Consider the following 23462-nt stretch of genomic DNA (forward strand, 5'->3'; position numbering starts at 1 on the left):
CGCGCTTGCAGTGTGGCGCCACGCGAAACCCGCGCGGCGCGTATGCTCAAACCCGTCCCTATATCCTTTGTCCGTGGTCCGAACCGTCCCTGCGGGCAAGTTTGGTTACTGAAACCTTCCGGCGCGGTCGCCGGTCTATAGCGTTCTGCCCTAGAATCGCCTGCAATGAGCACCCCCCAGCAATCCTCCGCCAACCCGGGCGGCAAATCGGGCTTTCCCTGGAAACGACTCCTGATCAAGGCCGGCGTCGCCGTCGCCGGCCTAGGCGTCTGCGGGGCGCTGCTGGTCGGCCTGGCGCTGGCGATCGCCTGGCCCAGCCTGCCGGACCTGCACGCCATGACCGACTACCGGCCGCGGGTGCCGCTGCGCATCTATACCGCCGACAAGGTCCTGATCGGCGAATACGGCGAAGAGCACCGCAACGTGCTGCGCTTCGACGAAATCCCGCCGGTGATGCGCCAGGCGGTGCTGGCGGCCGAGGACGACCGCTTCTACCAGCACGGCGGCGTCGACTGGATGGGCATGGTGCGCGCCGTGCTCGTGAACCTCGTCAAGCAATCCAAGACCCAGGGCGGCAGCACGATCACCATGCAGGTGGCGCGCAACTTCTACCTGTCGTCCGAAAAGACCTATTCGCGCAAGTTCTACGAACTGCTGCTGACCTACAAGATTGAATCCGAGCTCACCAAGGACCAGATCCTCGAGCTCTACATGAACCAGATCTACCTGGGCCACCGCGCCTACGGCTTCGCCGCCGCCTCGCGCACCTACCTCGGCAAGCCGCTGTCCGAGGTCACGCCGGCCGAGGCCGCGATGCTGGCCGGCATTCCCAAGGCGCCTTCGCGCTTCAACCCCATCACCAACTTCCCGCGTGCCGAGATCCGCCAGCACTACGTGCTGGGCCGCATGAAGACGCTGGGCTACCTGACGCCGGAACAGACCGAAGAGGCCCTCAAGCAGCACGTGGTGATCCGCGGCGCCGACGGCGCCAGCCTGCGCGGCTTCGCCATCCACGGCGAATACCCGGCCGAACTGGCGCGCCAGCTGATGTACGGCGTGTTCCAGGAGCAGACCTACTCCAAGGGCATCGACGTCTACACCACGATCGATTCCAAGGACCAGGAAGCCGCCTACCGCGCCGTGCGCGACGGCGTGCTGGACTACACCCGCCGCGCGCCCTACCCCGGGCCGGAAGACCAGATCGAGCTGCCCGACGGCGTCGAAAAGGATGCCGCGGCATTCGACGACATCCTCGACGGCGTGCAGGACAAGACGCCCGACAGCGAAGACCTGCTCACCGCCGTGGTGCTGGCCGCCAGCCCGCAGGAAGTGACCGTGGCGCGCAGCGCGCGCGACATCATCACCATCTCCGACAAGAAGGCGCTGGCCGTGGTGGCGCGCGCCCTCAACCCCAAGGCCAGCGACAGCCAGCGCATCCAGCGCGGCTCGGTGGTCTACATCCACAAGAACGGCGACGGCTGGGAAATCATCAACATGCCGGCGCTGCAGGCGGCGCTGGTGTCGATGGTGCCGCAGGACGGCGCCATCCGCGCCATGATCGGCGGCTTCGACTACAACCGCGGCACCTTCAACCGCGTCACGCAGGCCTGGCGCCAGCCGGGCTCGAACATCAAACCGTTCGTCTACGCCGCCGCCCTGGAGCGCGGCCTGACGCCCGCCACGCAGATCTCCGACCAGCCCTTCATGCTGACCGCCGCGCAGACCGGCTCCAAGGACTGGCAGCCCAAGAACGACGGCAACCGCTACGAGCCGATGCTGACGCTGCGCCAGGGCCTGTACAAGTCCAAGAACATGGTCACCATCCGCATCCTGCAGGCCATCGGCCCGCAGTACGCGCAGGACTACCTGACCCGTTTCGGCTTCGACAAGGCGCGCTGGCCGGCGGTGCTGCCGCTGGGCCTGGGCGCCGGCGGCGCCACGCCGCTGCAGGTGGTCAACGGCTACAGCGTGTTCGCCAACGGCGGCTACCGCGTCACGCCCTACCTGATCGCCAAGGTCACCGACCGCTCGGGCAACGTGCTGATGCAGGCGCAGCCGGTGGTGGCGGGCGACGCCGCCGCGCGCGCCATCGACCCGCGCACCGCCTGGGTCATGGATGACATCCTGCGCGGCGTCACCACCAGCGGCACCGCGGCGCGCGCGCACCAGGTGCTCAAGCGCAACGACATCGGCGGCAAGACCGGCACCACCAACGAAGCGGTCGACGTCTGGTTCTCCGGCTTCACCCCCACCCTGGCCACCACGGTCTGGATGGGCTTTGACCAACCCAAGTCGCTGGGCACCAACGAATTCGGCAGCGGCCTGGCCCTGACCACCTGGCTCGACTACATGCAGCCGGCGCTCAAGGGCGTGCCCGAGGCCAAGCCGGCGCCGCGTCCCGACGGCCTGCTGGTGGACAACGGCGAATACTATTTCAACGAATTCCCGCCGGGCCAGGCGGTGGCCTCGCTCGACCTGTCCAGCGGCGACCCGCTGACCGACTTCCTCAACAACAACCGCTCCACCGACGGCGTCGACAACTCGGGGCGGCCCCTGCCCGCGCCGGGCGCGACGCTGCCGCCGGCCACCACGCCCCAGGCCGGCGCGCCGCAGCAGACGCCCGTGCAGCAGCAGCCGGCGCCGGGCCAGCAGGCGCCGGTGGCGCAGCCGATTCCGATCCCGGCCGCGGGCAGCGGCACGCTGGGCGGCGCCTTGGGTGGCGGTTCCGGGGGCAACCCGGGCGGCGACGGCGGCAACACCCCGATCCCGCCGATCCCGGTGCCGCGCGTCGACGCCGACATCCCGGCCCGCGCCAGCGCCAGCGCCGTCAACGGCACCGGGCCGCTGGCCGCGCGGCCGCTCTAGCCCCCCGATCCGCCCGGGAAAGACCGGCTTGCCGGCGCGCGCGCGGATCAACTATGATCCGGAATAATTCGCATTCCGGATCATGGGATGCGCCGCGCCAACGCCACGCCAGTCCATCATGTCCGCGACCGGGACCTCCCCCCAGCCCATCGAAGTGCTTTACGGTGACCACCACGGCTGGCTGCGCGGCTGGTTGCGCAAGCGGCTGGGCAACGCCTTCGACGCCGCCGATCTGGCGCACGACACCTACGTCCGCATCCTGGCCTCCGGCGCCACGCCGCAGCCGGACCAGTCCCGCCGCCACCTGACCCAGATCGCCAACGGCCTGCTGATCGACCTGTATCGGCGCCGCGGCATCGAAGCCGCCTACCTCGAGGCCATCGCCGCGCTGCCGGTGGCGCTGGCGCCGTCCGAGGAAGTCCGCGCCCTGGCGGTCGAGGCCCTGATCGAAGTCGACACCATCCTGCACAAGCTGCCGCCCAAGGCCCGCATGGCGCTGCTGCTGTGCAAGCTCGACGGCCTGAGCTACCGCGAGATCGCCGAACGGCTGCACGTGTCCGTTTCCTCGGTCGAGAAGTACGTCGCGGCGGCGCTGCTGGCGTGCTACCAGGCCCTCTACGATGGCGCGCACTGACGCGGCCGCCGGCCAGGGGCCGGCGATCGATCCCGCGGTCGTGCGCCGCGCCTCGGCCTGGATGGCGCGGCTGTGGTCGGGCGAGGCCAGCGCGGCCGACCGCGCGGCCTGTGACGCCTGGCTGGCCGCCCATCCCGACCACCTGCGCGCCTGGCGCCGCCTGCAGGTCATGGACGCCAAGCTGGCCGGGGTCTCCGAGCCGGCCTCCCGCACGGTGCTGCTCGACGCCCGTCCGCAGGCCTATGCCGCGCGCCGCAAAGCGCTGCGGACACTGGGCATCGCGGCGGCCGCTACCGCCGGGGTTACCCTGCTCTGGCGCGAAAGCGGGCGCTGGGGCATGCTGACCGCCGACCACCGCAGCGCCGTCGGCGAGATCCGCGACATCACCCTGGCCGATGGCTCCCGCGTCGTGCTCGACAGCGGCTCGGCCATCGACGTGCGCTTCGACCGCCACGAGCGCCGCATCCTGCTGCTGGCCGGGGAAATCCTGGTGTCGACCGCTGTCGATGCCCAGGGCAGGCCGTTGCGCGTGCAGAGCCGGCAAGGCGTGGTGCAGGCGCTGGGCACCCGCTTCACCCTGCGCGATGCCGGTCCACAGGCGCACCTGGCGGTCTACCAGGGCGCGGTCGACGTCTATCCCGGCGCGGCCACCCAGGCGGTCCTGCGGGTACATGAGGGCGAGCGCACGCGCTTCGACCCGCAGCGCGCCGAACCGCCCGCCGCGGCGCGCGAGGCCGACGCCGCCTGGACGCGCGGCGTGCTGCTGGCCGAGGACATGCGGCTGGCGGACTTCACCGCGCGGCTGGCCCGCTACCGCAGCGGCTTCCTGCGCTGCGACCCGGCCGTCGCCGAGCTCCGCGTCACCGGGGTCTTCCCCCTGCGCGACACCGACCGCGCCCTGCACAACCTGACGCTGGGCGTGCCGGTGGACATCCACACGTTCAGCCGCTATTGGGTCACCGTCGGCCCCCGGGCGGCACGCTAGGGCGCATCGACCGCCAGAAGCGCCCCGCGCGAACCCTGGCCCCTGTTGCAGTTTTTGTTGGCGCGGCATTGAGGAAATCGCCCGCTCGTCCGGAAGACATAGCAGTCGCAACACTTTCTTCCGTACTTTCTGGGATCGACCCGATGGCGAGCCGCCACCTTTCCTCTCCGTTCCGCATCACCGCGCCCCTCTCCGCGCGGCCCACCGCCCCCCGCCTGCTCCCGCGCCGCGCCGCGCTCTGCCTGGCGCTGGGCGGCGCCCTCCTGGCCACCTCGCCGGCGCCAGCCCAGGTAGCGCCGGCGCCCGCCGGGGCGCAGACACCGGTGCGCACCTACCAGATCCCATCCGGTCCGCTGGACCAGACCCTGACCCGCTACGCCAGCGAGGCGGGGATCGAGCTGTCGGCCGACGGCGCCCTGACCCGCGGCAAGACCAGCCCCGGCCTGAATGGCGCCTATTCCGTGCAGGACGGCTTCGCCACCCTGCTGCAGGGCAAGGGCCTGCGCGTCGCGCGCGGCGCCAACGGCGCCTATACGCTGCGTCCGGCGCCCACCGCCGACAGCCCCGCCACGCTGCCGGCCGTCACCGTCACCGGCCGCCCCGAAACGGCCTGGAGCCCGGTGGACGGCTATGTGGCCAGCCGCAGCGCCACCGGCACCAAGACCGACAGCAGCATTCTCGAAACGCCGCAGTCGATCTCCGTCGTCACCGCCGACTTCATCCGCGAAACCGGCGCCTCGCGCCTGAAGGAAAGCCTGGCCTACACCCCGGGCATCAACACCCTGCCCTGGGGCGCCGACACGCGCTTTGACTGGACCATCATCCGCGGCTTCGACGCGCAGACGCCGGGCTACTACCTGGACGGCCTGCAGCTGCGCAACAACAGCTGGGCGGTCTGGCAGACCGAGGTCTACGGCGCCGAGCGCATCGAGGTGCTGCGCGGCCCGACCTCGGTGTTGTACGGCCAGAACGGCGCGGGCGGCATGATCAACGTCGTCAGCAAGCGTCCCACCGACGACCCCCTGCACGAACTGGAAGCGCAGGTCGGCGACCATTCGCGGCGCCAGGTGGCCGGCGACTTCTCGGGCCCGCTGGATGACAACGGCAAGGTGCTCTACCGCATCACGGGCCTGGCGCGCGACGCCGAGCTGCCCGCCAGCGGCCTGCCCAACGACCGGTTCTTCATCGCGCCGGCGCTGACCCTCAAGCCGTCGAGCGACACCACCCTGACCCTGCTGTCGCACTATCTGCGGGTGCGCGACGGCAGTTCCTACGGCAGCTTTCCCGAGATCGGCACGCAGCTGCCCAATCCGAACGGGAAATTCTCGCGCAATACCTATGTGGGCGAACCGGGCTTCGACCGCTTCAACCAGGAACAGTGGATGGTCGGCTATCTGCTGGAACACCGCCTGAACGACACCTGGACCGTGCGCCAGAACACGCGCTACGGCTACACCAGCGTCGATTACCGCCAGGTCTACGTGCGCGGCGGCTTCGCCACGGTCAACCCCGCCAACCCGGACGACCCCGCCAACTTCCGCCTGCTGGAACGGTTCCCGTTCGGCAGCCAGGAAAACGCGCGGCTCTTCACCATCGACAACCAGGCGCAGGCCAAGGTCGCCCTGGGCGACTGGACCCACACCTTCCTGTTCGGACTGGACTACCAGCGTTCGCGCAATTACCAGCGCACCTACAACGACGGCGTGGTCGCGCCCATCGACGGCTATTCGCCGTCCTACGGCAGCCCGGTCGAGACCGCCGCGCCCTGGTTCGACGCCACCACCCGGCTGGCCCAGACCGGCTTCTACCTGCAGGACCAGATCAAATGGGGCAACTGGGTGGCCACGCTCGGCGGCCGCTACGACAAGGCCAGCGCGGACGTGGACAGCAACATCGACGGCTCCCGCACCAAGATCTCCGAGCACCATTTCAGCAAGCGCGCCGGCCTGGTCTACCTGCATCCGAGCGGCATCGCGCCGTACTTCAGCTACGCCGAATCGTTCTCGCCCACCGCCACCATCGACCCGGTGACCAACAGCCCGATGCGGCCGGAAACCGGGCGCCAGTACGAACTCGGCATCCGTTACGAGCCGCCCGGCGGGCGCAGCCGCTACAGCGCGGCGGTGTTCGACCTGCGGCGCCACAACTACATCACCTATACGCCCGAGTTCCTGCCCAAGCAGACCGGCGAGGTGCAGGTGCGCGGCCTGGAGCTGGAGGCCGCGTTCCGGCCGCTGCCGCAGATGAACGTGGTAGCCGCCTACACGTACACGCCCAAGGCCGAGGTCACGGCCAGCAGCACGCCCAGCGAAGTCGGCAAGCAGATGCAGGCGGTGTCGCGCAACCAGATCGCGCTGTGGACCGACTACCGCTTCGCATCCGGCATCAAGATCGGCCTGGGCGCGCGCTACACCGGACCGAACTGGGGCTACCAGGAGTCGGCCGCGGAGAAGCTGCCGGGCTACACGCTGTTCGACGCGATGATCGGCTACCAGGTACAGGGCTGGAACCTGGCGCTGAACGTGCGCAACCTGGGCAACAAGACCTATCTCAGCAATTGCAGCGCCGGCGCCTGCCGCTATGGCGATCAGCGCACGGTGCTGGCGACCGCGACCTACCGCTGGTAGGCGCGGCCGGATCGAGGGCGCGCGGCCCGCGTCAGCGGACCGCTTCCGTATCCGGCTCGGTCACCACCGCGCGCGGCCAGGCCTGCAGCGTTGCCAGGTCGAGGAAGGTGAAGTAGCCGTCCTTCCAGCCCTCGGTATCGATGTGATAGACGTTGCCCAGCGCCAGCGGCGCGGCCACCGGCGTGTGGCCCGCCACCACCGCGCGCACCCCGAGCACGCCGGTGCGGTCCAGTTGCCGCAGCCGCTCGCGTGACCACTGGCAGGTAGCGCTGGTGCGCTTGTAGCGATCCTGCAGCGCCGATTCCAGGCGCGGCCAGAACAGCACCGGACAGTCGGCGTGCAGCAACCCGACCGCGCCCGCCGCGGTTTCCACCTCGATCGCGATCGGCAACTGGTCGAAGGCTTCGGCATAGACCTGCTGGCGGTCGGCCGGCAGATCCAGGAACCAGCCGCCGCCGTAGCCGCGCCAGTTCACCACGTCCACCTGCCCGGTGCGCACATGGCGCACGGCATAGTCCTCGTGGTTGCCCTGCACCGCGTAGAACCAGGGCTGCGCCAGCCACTCCAGCGCGGCCTCGCTCTCCGGTCCCCGGTCGACCAGGTCGCCCACGGAAAACAGCCGGTCGCGGCTGGCGTCGAACCCCATCCGCCCCAGGCTGTCCCGCAGGCGGGTAAAACAACCGTGCACGTCGCCCACCGCGAAATCACGGCCCAGCTCGTTGCGCGGCACTTTCAGAAAACGTTGCTGCATGATGATCCAGCCCGCCCAATCGGGCCCATGTTTCTTTTTAACCCGCTTTTATACGTCCCCGATTACACCTGGCTTTCACACGCGCATTCGCAAAATTGCGTTACGAGAATAGCTATTATTCGTGATAATGTTCCGTCTTTCCCAAAATCCATCCTGAAGGGGGCCGCGCCAGCCGCCCCGCCGTCGCCATGACCGCCGCCTCCACCATCAAAACCTGGTACCTGGTCCACAAGTGGACCAGTCTGGTCTGTACGATCTTCCTGCTCATCATCTGCCTGACCGGCCTGCCGCTGGTGTTCCACCACGAAATCGAGCACTGGCTCGACGATGCCAAGCCCTTGTCGGACGTGCCCGCCTCGACCCCGCCGGCCAATCTGGACACCCTGGTCGAGCGCGCCAAGTCCATGTATCCGGGCGAAGTGGTCGACTACCTGTTCTTCGATCCCGACGAGCCCCAGGTCTACGTCGGCATGGCCAAGAAGCCTGGCGACGGCCAGGTCTCCGGCCACGCGGTGCGCATGGACGGCCGCACCGGCGACGTGCTGCTCGACGGCCCGCTCTACACCCAGGACCGCTTCACCTTCATGGGCATCATGCTGTCCCTGCACGTCGACCTGTTCGCCAGCCTGCCGGGCGAGCTGTTCCTGGGTTTCATGGGTCTGCTGTTCTGCATCGCCATCGTTTCCGGCGTGGTGCTGTACGGCCCCTTCATGAAGAAGCTGGAATTCGGCACCGTGCGCGCCGGCCGCTCCACCCGCCTCAAATGGCTCGACCTGCACAACCTGCTCGGCATCGTGACGCTGGTGTGGGCCTTCGTGGTGGGCCTGACCGGCGTCATCAACGAACTGTCCACGCCGCTGTTCCGCCTGTGGCAATCCACCGAACTGGTGCGGATCCTCGAACCCTACAAGGGCCAGGGCGTGCCGGCCGAACTGTCGTCGGCCCAGAGCGCGGCGGACACCGCGCGCAAGGCCCTGCCCGGCAACGAAGTGTCGTTCATCGCCTTCCCCGGCAACGCCTTCGGCAGTCCGCACCACTACATCACCTGGATGCGCGGCGCCACGCCCCTGACCTCCAAGATGAACACGCCCGTGCTGATCGACGGCCGCAGCGGCGAGCTGACCACCATCGCGAAAATGCCCTGGTACCTGACCGCGCTGGAATTGTCGCGTCCGCTGCACTTCGGCGACTACGGCGGTCTGCCCCTGAAGATCATCTGGGCCGTGCTCGATCTGATCACCATCGTGGTGCTGGTCAGCGGCCTCTACCTGTGGCTGGCGCGGCGCCGCGCCACCGAAGCCCGCATCGCCGAACTGGTGCGCAAGCACCAGGCCGCCGCCACCCCGCAACGGAGTCCCGCATGAGCAAGAAATCCCCGCGCGGCTTCCTGTTCGTCTGGGGCGTGCCGATCCTCCTGGGTGTGCTCAGCATCTTCGGCCTGCTGGCGGCGCTGCTGGGCACCGGCGCCTGGCACTGGGCCTCGTGGACGGCGCTGACCATTCTGCTGGTGGTCATCGTGCGCTACTGGTTCTTCCCGCCCAGGCAATCCGAGGCGTAGGGCCGGTCGATACGGGAATCCGCCTCGCGCAAGCCCCAGGCACGCCGGCGGCGCCCGCCGCCCGCGTCCGTCCTACTTGCCGAACTTCTCCGGATCGGGTCCCAGGCGGGGCCCTTCCTTGATGGCGTCGATCGCCGCCATCTCCGCGCCCGACAACTCGAAATCGAACACGTCGATGTTCTCGCGGATGCGCGCCGGCGTCACCGACTTGGGGATCACGATCAGGCCCTGCTGCAGATGCCAGCGCAGCGTCACTTGCGCCGGCGACTTGCCATGCTTGCGCGCCAGCTCCAGGATGGTCTTGTCCTGGGTGATCTTGCCTTGCGCCAGCGGACTCCAGGACTCGGTGGCGATGCCATGCCTGTCGTGAAAGGCGCGCAACTCGCGCTGCGCGAAGCCCGGATGCAGTTCGATCTGGTTGACCGCCGGCGTGACGCCGGTGGCATCGATCAGCCGTTCCAGGTTGGCCTGGGTGAAATTGGACACGCCGATCGAACGCGCGCGGCCATCTTCCTTCATCTCGATCATGGCGCGCCAGGCGTCCACGAACTTGTCGCTGCCCGCCACCGGCCAGTGGATCAGATACAGGTCCACGTAGGCCAGGCCGAGCTTTTCCAGGCTTTCATCCATCGCCTGGTGGGCGGCATCGAACCCGTGCCTGTCGTTCCACAGCTTGGTGGTGATGAACAGATCCTTGCGCGCCACGCCCGCCGCGCGCAGCCCGGCGCCCACGCCGGATTCGTTGCCGTAGATCGCGGCGGTGTCCACCGAACGGTAGCCGGCCGCCAGCGCTTCCTTGACGCTGGCCGCGGCCTGGTCATCGGGCACCTGCCACACGCCCAGGCCCAATTGCGGAATCTTGCCGCCGTCGTTCAGTTTCACTGTGGGTACCTTCGCCATAAGACCCTCCGAAGCTTGCGACGCGACGCTCGCGCGGCGAAATCGCGCCAGGTCGCGCAGCCAGGGATGTTGCCGGGCGTACCCCTGGCCTACTGTTGATGACGGGCCCGCCCTGCTGCGCCCGTATGGAAAAAAACAATGCGAAAACCGGATGGAAAACCCCCGGGAGTGATACGTCCATCCCAGGGGTTTTCAACCAGATCATAGCGCTGGTGCCGGATAATGGGCCTTTTCGGGGCTCGTCACCCCCCAATGGAACCCTGGCCCGCCCCTGCCTGAGCCGCTCTTGCCTCCCATGACCGCACCTGATCCCCGCACGCCCGGACGCGGTGGCTTCGCCACCCTGCGCACCCTGTTTCCGTACCTCTGGCCGCCCGGCCAGGCAGGCCTCAAGGCGCGCGTGGTGGCCGCCCTGCTTTGCCTGTTCGCCGCCAAGGCGGCGACCGTGTACGTGCCGGTGCTGTACAAGCACGCCATCGACGCCCTGGGCGAAGGCGCGCCGGGCGCGGTGACGGTGCCGCTGGGCCTGATCCTGGCCTATGGCGGCGCGCGGGTCCTGTCCCTGCTGTTCTCGGAACTGCGCGACGCCCTCTTCGCCCGCGTCGGCCAGCACGCCATCCGCTCGGTCGGCCTGCGCATCTTCCGCCACCTGCACGGCCTGGCGCTGCGCTTTCACCTGACGCGCCAGACCGGCGGCCTGACCCGCGCCATCGAGCGCGGCACCAAGGGCATCCAGACGCTGCTGTCGTTCCTGCTGTTCAACATCCTGCCGACCTTCTTCGAGATCGGCCTGGTCTGCATCGTGCTGTGGCGCATGTTCGACGCCTGGCTGGCGCTGGCCACCGGCGCCACGGTGATCCTGTACATGGCCTACACGCTGGCCGTCACCGAATGGCGCGCCAAGTTCCGCCGGCTCATGAACGAAACCGACTCCGAGGCCAACACCAAGGCCATCGAAAGCCTGCTGAACTACGAAACGGTCAAATACTTCGGCAACGAGGAACACGAAGCGCGCCGCTACGACGCTTCGCTCACCCGCTACGAACGCGCCGCCGTGCGCAGCCAGGTCAGCCTGTCGATCCTCAACGTCGGCCAGGCCGTCATCATCTCCGCCGGCCTCACGCTGGTGATGTGGATGGCCGCGCGCGGCATCGCCGCGGGCCGCTACACCCTGGGCGACTTCGTGCTGGTCAACACCTACCTGCTGCAGTTGTACTCGCCGCTCAGCTTCTTCGGCTTCATCTACCGCGAAATCAAGCAGGCCATGATCGACATGGAACGCATGTTCGAACTGCTGGGACAGGACCGCGAAGTGGCGGACCGCCCCGGCGCGCAGCCGCTGCGCGTGGAAGGCGGCGCGGTCGAATTCCGCGACGTGCGCTTTGGCTACGACGAACGCCGGCCCATCCTCAAGGGCGTTAGCTTCACGCTGCCGGCCGGCAAGACCGTGGCCGTGGTCGGCACCTCGGGCGCGGGCAAGTCCACCATCGCGCGGCTGCTGTTCCGCTTCTACGACGCCGACGCCGGCGCCATCCTGGTCGACGGCCAGGACATCCGCGACGTCACCCAGGCCAGCCTGCGCGCCGCCATCGGCGTGGTGCCCCAGGACACCGTGCTGTTCAACGACACCATCCGCTACAACATCGGCTACGGCCGTCCCGGCGCCACCGACGCCGAGATCGAGCACGCCGCCCGGCTGGCGCACATCCACGACCTGATCATGGCCATGCCCGACGGCTACCAGACCATGGTGGGCGAACGTGGCCTCAAGCTGTCCGGCGGCGAAAAGCAGCGCGTCGCCATCGCCCGCACCCTGCTCAAGGACCCGGCCATCTTCCTGTTCGACGAAGCCACCAGCGCGCTCGACACCCGCACCGAGCGCGACATCCAGGCCAACCTGCGCGAAGTCAGCCGCGGCCGCAGCACGCTCATCATCGCCCACCGCCTGTCCACCGTGGCCGATGCCGATGAGATCATCGTGCTGGAGGATGGCCGCATCGCCGAACGCGGCCGCCACACGTACTTGCTGACCGCGGGCGGCCTGTATGCCGCGATGTGGGCGCGGCAGCAGGAAAACACCGCCGCGCCGGCCGATTGACAAGCCCCGCCCCCTGACCCAAGATCGCACCCTTTGATTCCAAGGCCTTCCATGCAGGATTCCCGTATCGCTCCCGAAGTCCGCGTCTGCGACGCCACCGACCTGGTCAATGGCGGACTGGGCGTCAAAGTGCCGGTCTCCGACAGCGCGGGGCAGACCACGGCGTTCTTCGTGCGTTACCAGGACCGGGTCCATGGCTATCTGAATCGCTGCGCCCACGTGGGCGTCGAACTCGATTGGGAAGGCAGCTTCTTCACGCGCGCCGGCGACCTGATCATGTGCGCCCGCCACGGCGCCACCTATCAGCCCGACACCGGCCTGTGCGTGGGCGGCCCCTGTAAGAACGGCCGCCTCACGGTGCTGACGGTGCAGGAGCGCGACGGCGCCGTCTACTGGCAGCCCAGCGGCAAGATCCAGCCGCTCGCCAGCGGCGGCTGACCCGTCAGGCGCGGGCCGGCGCGGCCTCAGGCGCGGACCGGCGCGGCGTCAGGCGCGGGCCGGTTCGGCCGCCTGCGCCGGTTCGGCGCGATCGGCGTAGCGGCGCGCCAGCACCGCGCAAACCATCAGCTGCATCTGGTGGAAGATCATCAGCGGCAGCACCACAATGCCCATCTGCGAGGTGCCGAACAGCACCGTCGCCAGCGGAATGCCGGACGCCAGCGACTTCTTCGAGCCGCAGAACACCAGCGTGATCTCGTTCTCCTTGGACAGCCCGAGCCTGCGGCTGCCCCACGTCGTGATCAGCAGCACCGCCCCCAGCAGCAACGCATTGACCAGCACCATGGTCGCCAGGTCGATCGCCGGGAACGCGTGCCAGATGCCCTGCGCCACCGCTTCGCTGAACGCGGTATAGACTGCCAGCAGGATCGAACTGCGGTCCACTTTCGACAGGACGCGGCTGTTGCGCTGCGCCCAGGCGCCGATCCACGGCCGCAGCAGGCTGCCCACCGCGAACGGCAGCAGCAGCTGCAGCAGGATGCGGCCGGCATCGGCCAGGCCGTGACCGCCGCCCTGGCGATGCAGCAGCACCGCCACCAGCAGCGGCGTCAGCACCGTGCCCAGCAGGTTGGACGCGGTCGCCGCGCAAATGGCGCCCGGCACGTTGCCGCGCGCCATCGAGGTGAAGGCGATCGACGACTGCACCGTGGAGGACAGCGTGCACACGAAGATCACGCCCAGCCACAGCGACGGCGTCAGCAGCCCGGGAAACACGGCCCGCAGCGCCAGCCCCAGCGCCGGGAACAGGATGAAGGTGCAGCCCAGGATCAGCGCATGCAGCCGCACGTCCTTGACCCCGGCCACGATCGCGTCCGTCGACAGGCGCGCGCCGTGCAGGAAGAACAGCAGCGAAATCGCCACGTTGCTGGCCACCATCATGAAGGACGCGCCCTTGCCCACCGCGGGGAAAAAGCTGGCGAACGCCACGGTGGCGATCAGGATGAGGGTGAACGGGTCGGGCAGGAAGCGGCGCATGGCGGGAGGTTTCCGGGAAGGTTGCGGAAACTATAGGCGCGCTGCTTGCTATCGTGAAGGCCACTGGTTACTGTAACTGCTATCGGAATTTCCTATAGGCAGGCCGCCATGCTCAATCCGCTCTGGCTCAAGACCTTCGCCACCGCCGCGGGCGCGCCCAGCTTCAGCGAGGCGGCGCGCCGCCTCGGCCTGACCCAGCCCACGGTCAGCGAACACATCCGCCAGCTGGAGCTGGCGCTGGACCGCCGCCTGTTCCTGCGCGACACCCATTCGCTGGCCCTGACCAGCGACGGCCGCAGCCTCTTGGTGCATGCCGAGATCATCATCGATGCGCACGAGCGCGCCGAGCGCCTGTTCGACGCCCCACGGTTGCGCGGCCGCGTGCGGCTCGGCACCTCCGACGACCTGGCGATGGGGCCACTGCCCGACGTGCTGGCCGCGTTCCGACAGGCGCATCCCGAAGTGGAGCTGGACATCACCATCGGCGTCACCAGCGACCTCTACCGACTGCTGGACGACAACGGCCTGGACGTCATGATCGGCAAGCGCCGTCGCGGCGACCGCCGCGGCCAGACCCTGCACAAGGAAGCGTTGCTGTGGCGCGCCCGCGAAGGCCTGCGCCTGGCGCCCGAGGCGCCGCTGCCGCTGATCCTGCTGCGCGAGCCCAGCGTCACCCGCGGCCTGGCGCTGGATGCGCTGGCGCGCGCCGGCCGCGGCTGGCAGATCGTCTGTACCAGCACCAGCTATGCCGGCTGCCAGGCGGCCGCCCGCGCCGGCCTGGGCATCACCGTGCAGCCCTCGCACCTGTCCACCGCCGGCCTGGCGGCGCCGGCCGGCGCCCTGGCCCTGCCGGCGCTGCCGCAGGTGGAGTTCATCGTCATCTCGGCGCCCGCCCCCAACAAGCCGACCCGGGCGCTGACCGAGATCCTGATGCGCAGTTCGCTGACCTGAGCCTCCGCCCGACCGGGCCGGCGAGCGCGTCGATGGTTCACGCTGCCGGCCGCGTGTGCCGCACGCTGCCTTCCAGCGGCTGCGGCTGCTTGAGCAGGTTCAGGATCGGGCACCACTGCTCCACCGCCTCATGCACGGCACGTACCGCCCCCTCGTCGGCCGGCGACACGATGTGCGCGGTGTAGCGGATATTGTGCGGAAAGAACGGCACCTTCTCGTAACCCGGTTTGCCGCCGCGCGGATCCAGGTCGCCTTCGATCTCCACCTCCAGCGCGTCCAGCGGCAGTTCCAGCTCTGCCGCCTTGATCAGGAAGATGTGCGTCAGGCAGCTGCCCAGCGACCCCAGCAGCAGTTCCGGCGAACTCGGTCCCAGGTCGTAGCCGGCGAAATCCGCCGGGCTGTCGCTCACCACCTGGTGGTCGCGGATGCGGATGCGACGCACCCCGCTGCGGCCCTCCGCGCTGACATGCGCGCGCAGCTTCACCGGTGTCACGGTACGCGGATCGCGCGCATTGCGCGCCCGCACCGCCTCGCGCTTCTGGCCCAGGTATTCGTTCAAGGTACTCATTTGCCTGCCTCGCTTGCGTGAAAAAGTGGAAAAAAAACCCCGGCCGCCACGCCGCGCGCCAACGCTTCATGGCCCGCGCCGCGTATCCGGGATGTCAATGGGGGAACGATCCATCGCCAGCAACAGCGCACCCAGTCCCTGGGCCGACGTGTTCTCCATGCGACCGCCGGGACCGCAGACGTTGTCCGCGCTGGTCCAGGCGGGCGCCGCGCCCGGCAGGCGCCGGGCCCGCAGCCAGCCACGGCGATCCACCATGAACTGCGCGCCCGCCAGCGCCTGCGGCGGCAGGCCCGCGGCCAGCGCGTAGGCACGCCAGGCGGTATCGTCCGGCGCCACGCAATCGGCATCCTCCGGAGGCGGACCGCCGCGCGTCAGCGCCACGGTCAAGAGGCGCGGATCCTGCGGCTCCCGGGGCGCGCCGGGCGCGGCCGCCACCACCCGCAAGGGCAGGCCGCGCAGGCCGGACAGCGTGGCCGCGCGTCCATCGCGGCAGGTCAGCGCCACCACCGGCGCGGGAATCGCCGGCATGCCCGCGCCACCGCCGACCCCATAGGCGTGCACGCGCAGGTAGTCCAGCACCCGCCAGCCATCGTCGGCCGTCAATGTTTCGGACGAACCGGAAACGGGCGGCGCGCCTGCCGCGCGGCCGCCGGACTGCCTGCCGCCCGCTGGCGCGCTGTTGGAGATCCCCTCCCCGTTACGGGCGTCGCCGCCATATGCGCCACTGCCATGGCGGGCGCCCTCCCGCGCCAGGCGCCAATGCAATTCCCCTTCCAGGCGGTTGTCGAACAAGGCCGGCCCCAACACGCTGGGCCAGGCCGGCAACCCGGCCGCGAGCGGCCCGCGGCCATCCGCCCGCTCGCCATGGCAGCCCGCGCAGTGGCGCTGGTAAAGTTGCGCGCCCTGTAAAAGATTGCGATCCGAGAACAACAGGGGCGAACGCTGGTAAGAGGTGGCCGTTGCCTCCGTCAGCAGCATCCGCGGCGCTGGCCAACTGGCGCTGGCCAGCAGGCCAGCGGCCGCCGTCAGCCACACCAGCCTGCCGCGCCGCGCGAACAGCGCGCCCACCAGCAGCCCCAGGCCCACCGCCGTAAGTCCCGCCGCCAATCCCAGGCGGCGCCAGGTATGCGTGCCGACAGGCAGATCCGGGTCATAGCGCCAGGCGAATGGCCAGTGCGCAATCGCCAGCGCCTCCTCCGGCTGCCAGGCAATCGCCAAGGCCAGCAACGCCGCCAACGATGCCAACGCCCCCAGCACCATGGCGCCAGCCCGGCGCGATGCCGTGCGCGCCGCCGGCGCCGGCATGCGGCTGTGCAACCAGGCGGCCGCCAGCGCCGTCAGCAACAACAGCGCCGCGACGGCCAGGGCCAGATGCCCCAGCCGCGATCCGAGCAGGCCCGGCACGCCCTGCGCCCGCTGCCATGCCAACGCCAGCACGCCGCCCACCGACGCCAAGGTCAGCGCCGCCAGCCAGGGCAGCGGCAGGCCGGCCGTGATCTCCCGCCCGCGCCGGCGCGCGGCCGCCAGGCACGCCAGCATGCCCGCCGGCGCCGCCAAGGCCGCCAGCGCCAACGCCGCATTGCTCACCACGTCGCATCCAGTCCCAGCAAGGCCAGCGCCTGGCGCCGCAACTCGGCCAGGCGCGGATCGCCGCGATGGCGCGGATACGGCAGGTCATTGACGATCTCGTCCTTGATCCTTGCCGGCCGCTCGCTCAGCACGATGATGCGCGACGCCATGAACAAGGCCTCCTCCACATCGTGCGTCACCAGCAAGGCGGTGAAACCGCTGCGCTGCCACAGTTCCACCAGCTCGGACTGCATCGCGATCCGCGTCAGCGAATCGAGCTTGCCCAGCGGCTCGTCCAGGATCAGGATGCGCGGATCGTTCACCAGCGCGCGCGCCAATGCCGCGCGCTGCGCCATGCCGCCCGACAGTTGATGCGGATAAGCCTGGCCGAAGGCCGCCAGGCCCACGCGCTGCAGCGCGTCGTCGACGCGGGCGCGCTGTGTCTTCAACAGACCCCGCGCCTGCAGCCCGAGCGCCACGTTGTGCCAGACCGTGCGCCATGGATACAGCGTCGGATCCTGGAACACCACGATGCGCGATGGCGATGGCCCGTCTATTGGCTCGTCATCGGCCAGCAGATCCCCCTGCGCCGGCGGCTCCAGCCCCGCCACCAGCCGCAGCAGGGTCGACTTGCCACAGCCGCTCGGACCCAGCAGCGCAACGAACTCGCCCGGCCGCACCTCCAGGTCAATGTCACCCAGCACCGGCAACGCCGCGCCGTCCAGCTCGAAGCGATGGTTTACGCCACGCACCGCCAGCGCCGCGCCGCGCGCCGCGGATGCCGCCGTGCCTTCCCGTGCCGCCGCTACCATTTCACCACTCCCTTCTGCCAGGCCAGCAGGCGGTCGCGCCCCGCGAACAGCAGCGTGATCAGACCCGAGAACACCAGCGCCATCACGATCAGCGCGCCGTACATGTTGGCGTACGAGGCCCACCCCTGGGCCCACGACAGATACCAGCCCAGGCCGGACTTCACGCCCATCATCTCTGCCGCGACCAATACCGAAAACGAAGCGCCCAGGCCCATGAACAGGCCCACGAACACCTGCGGCAACGCCGCCGGTATCGCCACCCGCAGCACCAGGAACCACTCGCTCGCGCCCATCGTCCGGGCCACGTCGTAGTAGGCGCGGTTGACGCCCGCCACCCCCGACCAGGTCAGCACCGTCACCGGGAACCAGGTCGCCAGCGCGATCAGGAACACGGCCGCCGACCAGCTCGACGGGAAAAAGAAAAACGCCATGGGCAGCAGCGCCGTCGAAGGCACGGGCCCCAGGAAGCGCAGCACCGGGTGCACCCAATACCCGAGGCCACGCGACCAACCGATCGCCACGCCCGTCAGGAAACCCGCCGCCGCCCCCAGGCCGAAGCCATTGGCCAACAACCAGAGCGAATTGGCCAGGCTGTCGGCCAACCGCTTGTAGTCGCTAGCGTAGACCTCGATCAGCGACTGCGGCGGCGCGAAGAACGGGCTGGGCAGCAACGCCAGCTTGGCCGTCGCGATTTCCCACAGGCCCACCGCCACGGCCAGCGCCAGCAGCCAAGGCCCGGCCCGGTGCAACGCGCGCACCGGGCGGCGGCGCGCCCCGCCAGCCACCGCCGCCAGCAGCAGCACGGCCGCCAGCACCAGCGTCGCCACGCCAAACTCGCGCGTGTAGCCCCAGGAAGTAAAGCCCACCTCCACATTGGGCCAGCGCAGCGTCACCGCGCCCACCACCGCCCACAGGGCGGCGGCGGCCACGCCGGTCTTCCACAGGCGCCAGGGTTGCGCGGCGGCCGGCGCGCCGCGCAACGCCCCAACCGCCAGCGTGTCAGCCGAGGACATTGGGCACCACCGCTTGCGCGTACTTGTTGATGTCCAGGTTGGCGCTCAGCACCTTGATGGTCTTCAGGTCCTTGGCGTAACCGACGATCTCCTCGCGCAGCGCGCCGCCGGTCGACGCGTGGCCATGGCTGTGGCTGCGCAGGATCGCCGCCACGCGCTCGGCCGGCACCTTGCCCGGCACATAGGGCGCGAAGATGCGCGCGGTCTCATCGGGATTGGATGCGGTCCAGCGCTGCGCGTCGATCACCGCGCGGGTGATGGCGGCGGCCGACTCGGGATCGTTGCGCACCAGATCGCCGCGCAGCCCCAGCACGCAGCAGGTACGGTTCTCATAGTCGCCCTCGATGTTGGTGGCGACCTCGCGCAGCTTGTTGTCCTCGCGCAGCGTGTAGATCAGCGGGTCGTCGCCGGCGATGGCATCGACCTCTCCCTTGCGCAGCACTTCGCCGAACAGGTCCTGCGGATACTGGCGCCAGTCCACCGACTCCGGATCGATGCCCAGTTGCGCCACCCGGATGGCGAAGAAGTTCTTCACCGGGCTGGCCTGGTCCGAGACCGCCACGCGGCGACCCTTCAGGTCCTGCACGCGCTTGATCGGCGAATCGGCCGCGGTCAGCAGGCGCATGCAGCCGCCATGCGTGCCCACCGCCAGCTTCACGTCAAAGCCCTGCTCCAGCGGCTTGAGCCAGCGCAGCGCCATGCCGATGCCGCCGTCGGCGTGGCCGGTGGCGATGGCTTCGAGCAATTGATCGGTCGACCCGCTGAAATTGATGCGCTCGACCTTCAGGTTGTACTTGTCGAAAAAGCCGCGTTCCAGTGCCACCGAAACCGGCGACTGGCACACCGCGGTCTGGCTCCATGCGATCTTGTAGGTGCGTGGCGCGCCATTGGCCGCCAGCACCCGCGATCCCAGCATGCCCAGCGGTGCCGCAAGGCCCGCCGCGGTTGCCGCGCGCAGCAATGCGCGTCGCGAAATGCCGCGCGCCGCATGGGCGCGCGTTTGGACGTTCGTATTCATCAACCTTCCTTTTGAGCAGACTGTGAATGGCGATGCTTGCCATGCGGCATCATCGGCCCGTGCTCAGGCGTTCGACAAATACAAAGTGGGGATAACAATATGGGCGGCGGCGCCTCCGGCGACCGCCGCGCTCAAGCGCCGCTAGTCCGGCAAGTGGTCGGGCACGCCGTGCTCGTCCACGGACTTGACGCGATCCAGCGCGTTGCGCGCCGCCGACATCGCTTCGACCGCGCCGCGAAAGCGGCGCGTGATGAAAATCTCGAAGGCCAGGCTTTCGGGCTCGTCCTCGGCCTCGGCTTCGTCACAGGCCTCCCGCGCGCCCGCGTCCTTGGCGGCCGTGTCCGCCTTCACCGGCAGACGCCGCGTTTCCAGAAAAGCGCGCGCCGGAATACGTCCCTCGGGTTGCGTCGCGTACGCCACGACGGAAAAACCATTGATGATCTTCTCGGCCATACCGGTTCCTTATAGGCCGCGCCAGTGAACGGCGCAGCACGTTGTTAGCGACAACGGCCCGTCATCGGGAAACTTAAGCACGCGTGAAACGGCCCCGATTGATTCGCATCAATCGGGGCCGTGGGATCGCAACGATGCACGCGCGTTTATTTTGTCGACGATATCGCCGGAAGGCGGGCGCGCACGTATTGCGCCACCTGCGCCAGCACTTGCGACAGATCGGCGCGCAGCGATTCAAAGCCCGCATTGCGCTCGCGCGTCGCCTCGTCCATGTACAACGGGCGGCGGATCTCGACCTGCAGACTGTGCCGGTTCAACGCCGGCTGGCCGATCTGCGCGATCAACTGCACGCCCTTGTAGGGGTCGTTGCGCGCCACGGTATAGCCGCGGTCGCGCAGCGCGGTCTCGATCAGGGCGATGAACTCCGGCTCGCAGGTGGTGCCGTCGCGGTCGCCCAGCACGAAATCGGCCAGTGGATGCGCGCTCTCGCGGCCCAGCCGCGCATAGGCATCGTTGGGCATCGAGTGCAGGTTCAGATGCCAGACCGCGCCGAAATCGCGTTGCGCGGTTTCGATGGCCTGTGCCAGCGCCGCGTGATACGGCTCGTAGTACGCCTGGATGCGGTGGCGCACTTCGGCCAGCGACAGCTTGCGGTCGTAGATCGGCGTGGCCTTGTCCATGCGGCGCCAGATCAGGCCCTTGCCCAGCCGCGTCTTTTCGCCGGGGTCGAGCGGCTCCGGCCAGGGCTCGGCCAGCAGCTCCGGATCCAGATCGCGCAGCGTGCGGTTGGGATCGATGTAGACGCGCGGAAAGTGCGCCGCCACCAGCGTGGCGCCCAATGCCGGCGCCGCCGACCACAAGGCGTCCACGTGCGTGTCCTCGCCCTGGCGCAGCTGCGCCAGGCTGGCCGCGGCGCCGAAATCGGCGGGATATCGCTCGCCGCTGTGCGGCGAATCACACACCAGCGGCAGCGCCGGCGCGGTCGGAGCATGCACGGAAACGGCTTGGAAGTCGGCGTTCGTCATCGTCAGTCAGCCTGGATGTTGGCGGCCTTGGCGACTTTGGCGTAGCGCGCCAGGGCCTGTTCGATCTGGACCTTGAATTCCTGCGGCGTGGTCGGCATCAGCGTACCACCGACGTCCTCGGCCTTCTTGCGGAACTCCGGATCCTGCATCGCCGCGCGCACGGCCTGGTTCAGGCGCTCGACCACCGCCGGCGGCGTGCCGGCCGGCGCCACCAGGCCGAACCAGCCGCCCGTGCCCATGTCGGGATAGCCCAGCTCGATGTAGGTCGGCACATCCGGCAGCAGCGGCGAACGCTCGGCGCCCAACACCGCCAGCGGCCGCAGCTTGCCGCCCAGCACCTGCGGCAAGGTCGAGGACAGGTTGTCGGTGATGGCGTCCACCTGCCCGCCCATCACGTCATTGAGCGCCGGGCCCGCGCCGCGGTACGGCACGTGCAGCAGCTTGATGCCGGCCAGCATCATGAAGTTCTCGATGTTCACGTGCCCCAGCGAGCCCACGCCCGGCGAGGCGAAGCTGTACTTGTCCGCCTGGCCCTTGGCCAGCGCGACGAACTCGGCCATGTTCCTGGCCGGGACCTGCGGATTGATCGCGAAGATGCTGGGCACCGCCAGCACGTTGGCCACCGGCTCGAAGTCCTTGAGCGGGTCGTAGTTCATCTTGCGATAGACCGCCGGATTCGACCCGTGCGTGCTCATCGTCGCCATGCCGATGGTGTAGCCGTCGGCGGTCGAACGCGCCACCTGCTCCATGCCGAGCGAACCGCCCGCGCCAGCCTTGTTCTCGACCACGATGGTCTGCTTCAGGTCACGGCCGGCGTACTCGGCCACCAGGCGCGCCACGATGTCGGTCGAACCGCCCGCGGCGAACGGCACCACCAGCTTGATGGGGCGGGAAGGATAGTCGGCGGCGTGCGCCGGACCAGCCAAGGAAAGCGCGGCGCAGACGCCGGCAAGCGCGATGCGCGCGGAACAGCCGAAAAAGCGGCGGGACATGGAGCGACTCCGGAAAAGGTGCAGGGCTTGCTGCGAGGCCGCCAGTGTCCGAACTTTACGTTCCGCTTTCAAACGACTATATTGCACGCCTTCATTACCAACGCTCATGCTAGGCCGCGCTCGCGGCCTGCTGGAACCCGCCGCGCCATGCGCCTGCATTCGCCGTCCATGTCCGAGCTGCACGCCTTCATGACGGCGGCGCGGCTGGGCAGCTTCACGCAGGCGGCCGAGATCCTGTGCGTAACCCAGGGCGCCGTCAGCCGTGCCATCGCCCGCCTCGAAGCCCATTTCGGCCAGCCCCTGATGCGCCGCAACGCCCATGGGCTGACCCTGACCGAAACCGGCCGCAAGCTCTACGAAGGCGGCCTGGCGCCGCTGCAGGCCATCGAGGCGCTCAGTGCCGAACTGCGCGCCGACGACCGCCGCCTGCGGCTGACGCTGTCCAGCGTGCCGACCCTGGCCAGCGCCTGGCTGGTGCCGCGCCTGCCCGACTTCCATCGGCGCCATCCTGATATCCAGCTGGATTTCGCGGCCTATCGCCGCAACGAGGATTTCTCGGGCGCCACGCCCGACGCCAGCATTCTCTCGGGCGTGGCCGGCCAATGGCCCGGCTGGCAGGCCGACTACGTGATCGGCCGCGAAATGATCGCCATCTGCAGCCCCGCCCGGTTGGCCGCCCGTCGTGCTGCGGGCCTGTGGGACAGCCCCGCGGGCCTGCTCGGCGAGCCGTTGCTGTACCACGCCAACGGCCAGGACAATTGGGACCGCTGGTTCGAGGCCGCTGGCGTGCGCCGCGCCCCGCTCAAGCTTGCCAGCGGCTTCGACCAGGTCAGCATCCTGGTGCGCGCCGTCATGGCTGACATGGGCGTCGCCGTGCTGCAGCGCTGCCTGGTGCAGGACGACCTGCAGGCCGGCCGCGTGGCCGCCCCCTTCCCCGATCTGCGCATCGCCATCGCCCGCGGGTATCACCTGTGCGCCCCACCGCAACGGCGCGACCACTACGCCCTGGCCTGTTTCCGCCAGTGGCTTCTCGACACCGCCAGACAGGATCCCGAGGCTGGCGCCCTGCCCGCGGCCTGAACTTGCATCCGTACGTTACAAAACAAAACGGGCCCCAAAAAGGGGCCCGATCATGACAGGCGCTTGTGGCCGTTCGGCCGCGTCGTTCCG

The 23462-nt window shown here is 69.2% G+C and carries 21 protein-coding genes; 10 read left to right on the forward strand and 11 right to left on the reverse strand.

Annotated features, from left to right (window positions below; genetic code table 11):
• Window positions 1-165 precede the first annotated feature (165 nt).
• The 4 genes from HV742_RS13880 to HV742_RS13895 all read left to right on the forward strand — a co-directional run bounded on the left by HV742_RS13880 (window position 166) and on the right by HV742_RS13895 (window position 7111).
• On the forward strand, window positions 166-2865 hold the full coding sequence (locus HV742_RS13880; RefSeq protein ID WP_175145712.1) for a penicillin-binding protein 1A: 2700 nt from the start codon (window positions 166-168) through the stop codon (window positions 2863-2865).
• Between the two features lie 118 nt (window positions 2866-2983).
• Window positions 2984-3499, forward strand: a complete 516-nt coding sequence (locus tag HV742_RS13885) for a sigma-70 family RNA polymerase sigma factor (RefSeq protein ID WP_049074942.1) — start codon at window positions 2984-2986, stop codon at window positions 3497-3499.
• Entirely contained in the window at window positions 3486-4484 is a 999-nt protein-coding gene (locus HV742_RS13890; RefSeq protein ID WP_254601127.1) for a FecR domain-containing protein, read from the forward strand. The genes HV742_RS13885 and HV742_RS13890 overlap by 14 nt, the downstream gene beginning before the upstream one ends.
• Window positions 4485-4627: 143 nt before the next feature.
• On the forward strand, window positions 4628-7111 hold the full coding sequence (locus tag HV742_RS13895; RefSeq protein WP_175145713.1) for a TonB-dependent siderophore receptor: 2484 nt from the start codon (window positions 4628-4630) through the stop codon (window positions 7109-7111).
• Between the two features lie 31 nt (window positions 7112-7142).
• Here the strand turns inward: HV742_RS13895 and HV742_RS13900 are convergent, their stop codons facing one another.
• The gene (locus HV742_RS13900) at window positions 7143-7862 is read right to left on the reverse strand and encodes a metallophosphoesterase (RefSeq protein WP_175145714.1); all 720 of its coding nucleotides are present in this window, start codon (window positions 7860-7862) and stop codon (window positions 7143-7145) included.
• 188 nt (window positions 7863-8050) lie between these two features.
• Between HV742_RS13900 and HV742_RS13905 the strand changes: the two genes are divergently transcribed.
• Both HV742_RS13905 and HV742_RS13910 read left to right on the forward strand, forming a co-directional pair.
• Window positions 8051-9226, forward strand: a complete 1176-nt coding sequence (locus HV742_RS13905) for a PepSY-associated TM helix domain-containing protein (RefSeq protein ID WP_049074948.1) — start codon at window positions 8051-8053, stop codon at window positions 9224-9226.
• A complete protein-coding gene (locus HV742_RS13910) occupies window positions 9223-9420 on the forward strand; it encodes a hypothetical protein (protein WP_100509165.1) in 198 nt (65 codons plus the stop codon). Before HV742_RS13905 ends, HV742_RS13910 begins: the two co-directional genes overlap by 4 nt.
• A 72-nt stretch (window positions 9421-9492) precedes the next feature.
• Here HV742_RS13910 and HV742_RS13915 read toward each other — a convergent pair whose 3' ends face one another.
• Window positions 9493-10320: an aldo/keto reductase gene (locus HV742_RS13915; RefSeq protein ID WP_175145715.1), complete on the reverse strand. Its 828-nt coding sequence runs from the start codon at window positions 10318-10320 to the stop codon at window positions 9493-9495.
• A gap of 295 nt (window positions 10321-10615) precedes the next feature.
• On the opposite strand from HV742_RS13915, the gene HV742_RS13920 reads away from it, so the two are divergent.
• A complete protein-coding gene (locus tag HV742_RS13920; RefSeq protein WP_175145716.1) occupies window positions 10616-12418 on the forward strand; it encodes an ABCB family ABC transporter ATP-binding protein/permease in 1803 nt (600 codons plus the stop codon).
• Window positions 12419-12469: 51 nt separating this feature from the next.
• Window positions 12470-12856, forward strand: a complete 387-nt coding sequence (locus HV742_RS13925) for a Rieske (2Fe-2S) protein (protein WP_063584143.1) — start codon at window positions 12470-12472, stop codon at window positions 12854-12856.
• A 48-nt stretch (window positions 12857-12904) separates the two neighbouring features.
• Here the strand turns inward: HV742_RS13925 and HV742_RS13930 are convergent, their stop codons facing one another.
• A complete protein-coding gene (locus HV742_RS13930; RefSeq protein WP_068979967.1) occupies window positions 12905-13891 on the reverse strand; it encodes a bile acid:sodium symporter family protein in 987 nt (328 codons plus the stop codon).
• Between the two features lie 108 nt (window positions 13892-13999).
• Here HV742_RS13930 and HV742_RS13935 point away from each other — a divergent pair, with 108 nt between their 5' ends.
• Window positions 14000-14842, forward strand: a complete 843-nt coding sequence (locus HV742_RS13935; RefSeq protein WP_175145717.1) for a LysR family transcriptional regulator — start codon at window positions 14000-14002, stop codon at window positions 14840-14842.
• A 37-nt stretch (window positions 14843-14879) separates the two neighbouring features.
• On the opposite strand, the gene HV742_RS13940 is transcribed toward HV742_RS13935, so the two are convergent.
• From HV742_RS13940 to HV742_RS13975, 8 genes are all read right to left on the reverse strand, one after another.
• Window positions 14880-15410, reverse strand: coding sequence for an OsmC family protein (locus HV742_RS13940; RefSeq protein ID WP_175145718.1), 531 nt, complete (start codon window positions 15408-15410; stop codon window positions 14880-14882).
• Between the two features lie 66 nt (window positions 15411-15476).
• Complete coding sequence (locus HV742_RS13945; RefSeq protein WP_254601128.1) at window positions 15477-17000, reverse strand: c-type cytochrome; 1524 nt, start codon at window positions 16998-17000, stop codon at window positions 15477-15479.
• Window positions 16994-17791 (reverse strand): ABC transporter ATP-binding protein, encoded by a 798-nt coding sequence (locus HV742_RS13950; RefSeq protein ID WP_175145719.1) that lies wholly within the window; start codon window positions 17789-17791, stop codon window positions 16994-16996. The genes HV742_RS13945 and HV742_RS13950 overlap by 7 nt, the downstream gene beginning before the upstream one ends.
• A complete protein-coding gene (locus HV742_RS13955) occupies window positions 17785-18804 on the reverse strand; it encodes an ABC transporter permease (protein WP_049074963.1) in 1020 nt (339 codons plus the stop codon). Before HV742_RS13955 ends, HV742_RS13950 begins: the two co-directional genes overlap by 7 nt.
• On the reverse strand, window positions 18791-19822 hold the full coding sequence (locus HV742_RS13960) for an ABC transporter substrate-binding protein (protein WP_049074964.1): 1032 nt from the start codon (window positions 19820-19822) through the stop codon (window positions 18791-18793). The genes HV742_RS13955 and HV742_RS13960 overlap by 14 nt, the downstream gene beginning before the upstream one ends.
• 141 nt (window positions 19823-19963) lie before the next feature.
• The gene (locus HV742_RS13965) at window positions 19964-20275 is read right to left on the reverse strand and encodes a hypothetical protein (protein ID WP_049074966.1); all 312 of its coding nucleotides are present in this window, start codon (window positions 20273-20275) and stop codon (window positions 19964-19966) included.
• Window positions 20276-20421: 146 nt separating this feature from the next.
• Window positions 20422-21300 (reverse strand): N-formylglutamate amidohydrolase, encoded by an 879-nt coding sequence (locus tag HV742_RS13970; RefSeq protein ID WP_063582769.1) that lies wholly within the window; start codon window positions 21298-21300, stop codon window positions 20422-20424.
• A gap of 2 nt (window positions 21301-21302) precedes the next feature.
• Complete coding sequence (locus tag HV742_RS13975; RefSeq protein WP_175145720.1) at window positions 21303-22292, reverse strand: Bug family tripartite tricarboxylate transporter substrate binding protein; 990 nt, start codon at window positions 22290-22292, stop codon at window positions 21303-21305.
• 147 nt (window positions 22293-22439) lie between these two features.
• Between HV742_RS13975 and HV742_RS13980 the strand changes: the two genes are divergently transcribed.
• Window positions 22440-23372 (forward strand): LysR substrate-binding domain-containing protein, encoded by a 933-nt coding sequence (locus tag HV742_RS13980; protein ID WP_049074979.1) that lies wholly within the window; start codon window positions 22440-22442, stop codon window positions 23370-23372.
• Window positions 23373-23462 lie beyond the last annotated feature (90 nt).

It is taken from the genome of Achromobacter ruhlandii, from assembly GCF_902859695.1.
GTDB lineage: Bacteria > Pseudomonadota > Gammaproteobacteria > Burkholderiales > Burkholderiaceae_B > Achromobacter > Achromobacter ruhlandii.

Coding starts and splice junctions, on each gene's coding strand:
- HV742_RS13940 (WP_175145718.1), bottom strand. CDS start 15,410: ATGAGTACCTTGAACGAATACCTGGGCCAGAAGCGCGAGGCGGTGCGG.
- HV742_RS13900 (WP_175145714.1), bottom strand. CDS start 7,862: ATGCAGCAACGTTTTCTGAAAGTGCCGCGCAACGAGCTGGGCCGTGAT.
- HV742_RS13930 (WP_068979967.1), bottom strand. CDS start 13,891: ATGCGCCGCTTCCTGCCCGACCCGTTCACCCTCATCCTGATCGCCACC.
- HV742_RS13955 (WP_049074963.1), bottom strand. CDS start 18,804: ATGTCCTCGGCTGACACGCTGGCGGTTGGGGCGTTGCGCGGCGCGCCG.
- HV742_RS13895 (WP_175145713.1), top strand. CDS start 4,628: ATGGCGAGCCGCCACCTTTCCTCTCCGTTCCGCATCACCGCGCCCCTC.
- HV742_RS13980 (WP_049074979.1), top strand. CDS start 22,440: ATGCGCCTGCATTCGCCGTCCATGTCCGAGCTGCACGCCTTCATGACG.
- HV742_RS13885 (WP_049074942.1), top strand. CDS start 2,984: ATGTCCGCGACCGGGACCTCCCCCCAGCCCATCGAAGTGCTTTACGGT.
- HV742_RS13910 (WP_100509165.1), top strand. CDS start 9,223: ATGAGCAAGAAATCCCCGCGCGGCTTCCTGTTCGTCTGGGGCGTGCCG.
- HV742_RS13975 (WP_175145720.1), bottom strand. CDS start 22,292: ATGTCCCGCCGCTTTTTCGGCTGTTCCGCGCGCATCGCGCTTGCCGGC.
- HV742_RS13920 (WP_175145716.1), top strand. CDS start 10,616: ATGACCGCACCTGATCCCCGCACGCCCGGACGCGGTGGCTTCGCCACC.
- HV742_RS13935 (WP_175145717.1), top strand. CDS start 14,000: ATGCTCAATCCGCTCTGGCTCAAGACCTTCGCCACCGCCGCGGGCGCG.
- HV742_RS13915 (WP_175145715.1), bottom strand. CDS start 10,320: ATGGCGAAGGTACCCACAGTGAAACTGAACGACGGCGGCAAGATTCCG.
- HV742_RS13970 (WP_063582769.1), bottom strand. CDS start 21,300: ATGACGAACGCCGACTTCCAAGCCGTTTCCGTGCATGCTCCGACCGCG.
- HV742_RS13890 (WP_254601127.1), top strand. CDS start 3,486: ATGGCGCGCACTGACGCGGCCGCCGGCCAGGGGCCGGCGATCGATCCC.
- HV742_RS13960 (WP_049074964.1), bottom strand. CDS start 19,822: ATGAATACGAACGTCCAAACGCGCGCCCATGCGGCGCGCGGCATTTCG.
- HV742_RS13965 (WP_049074966.1), bottom strand. CDS start 20,275: ATGGCCGAGAAGATCATCAATGGTTTTTCCGTCGTGGCGTACGCGACG.
- HV742_RS13925 (WP_063584143.1), top strand. CDS start 12,470: ATGCAGGATTCCCGTATCGCTCCCGAAGTCCGCGTCTGCGACGCCACC.
- HV742_RS13880 (WP_175145712.1), top strand. CDS start 166: ATGAGCACCCCCCAGCAATCCTCCGCCAACCCGGGCGGCAAATCGGGC.
- HV742_RS13905 (WP_049074948.1), top strand. CDS start 8,051: ATGACCGCCGCCTCCACCATCAAAACCTGGTACCTGGTCCACAAGTGG.
- HV742_RS13950 (WP_175145719.1), bottom strand. CDS start 17,791: ATGGTAGCGGCGGCACGGGAAGGCACGGCGGCATCCGCGGCGCGCGGC.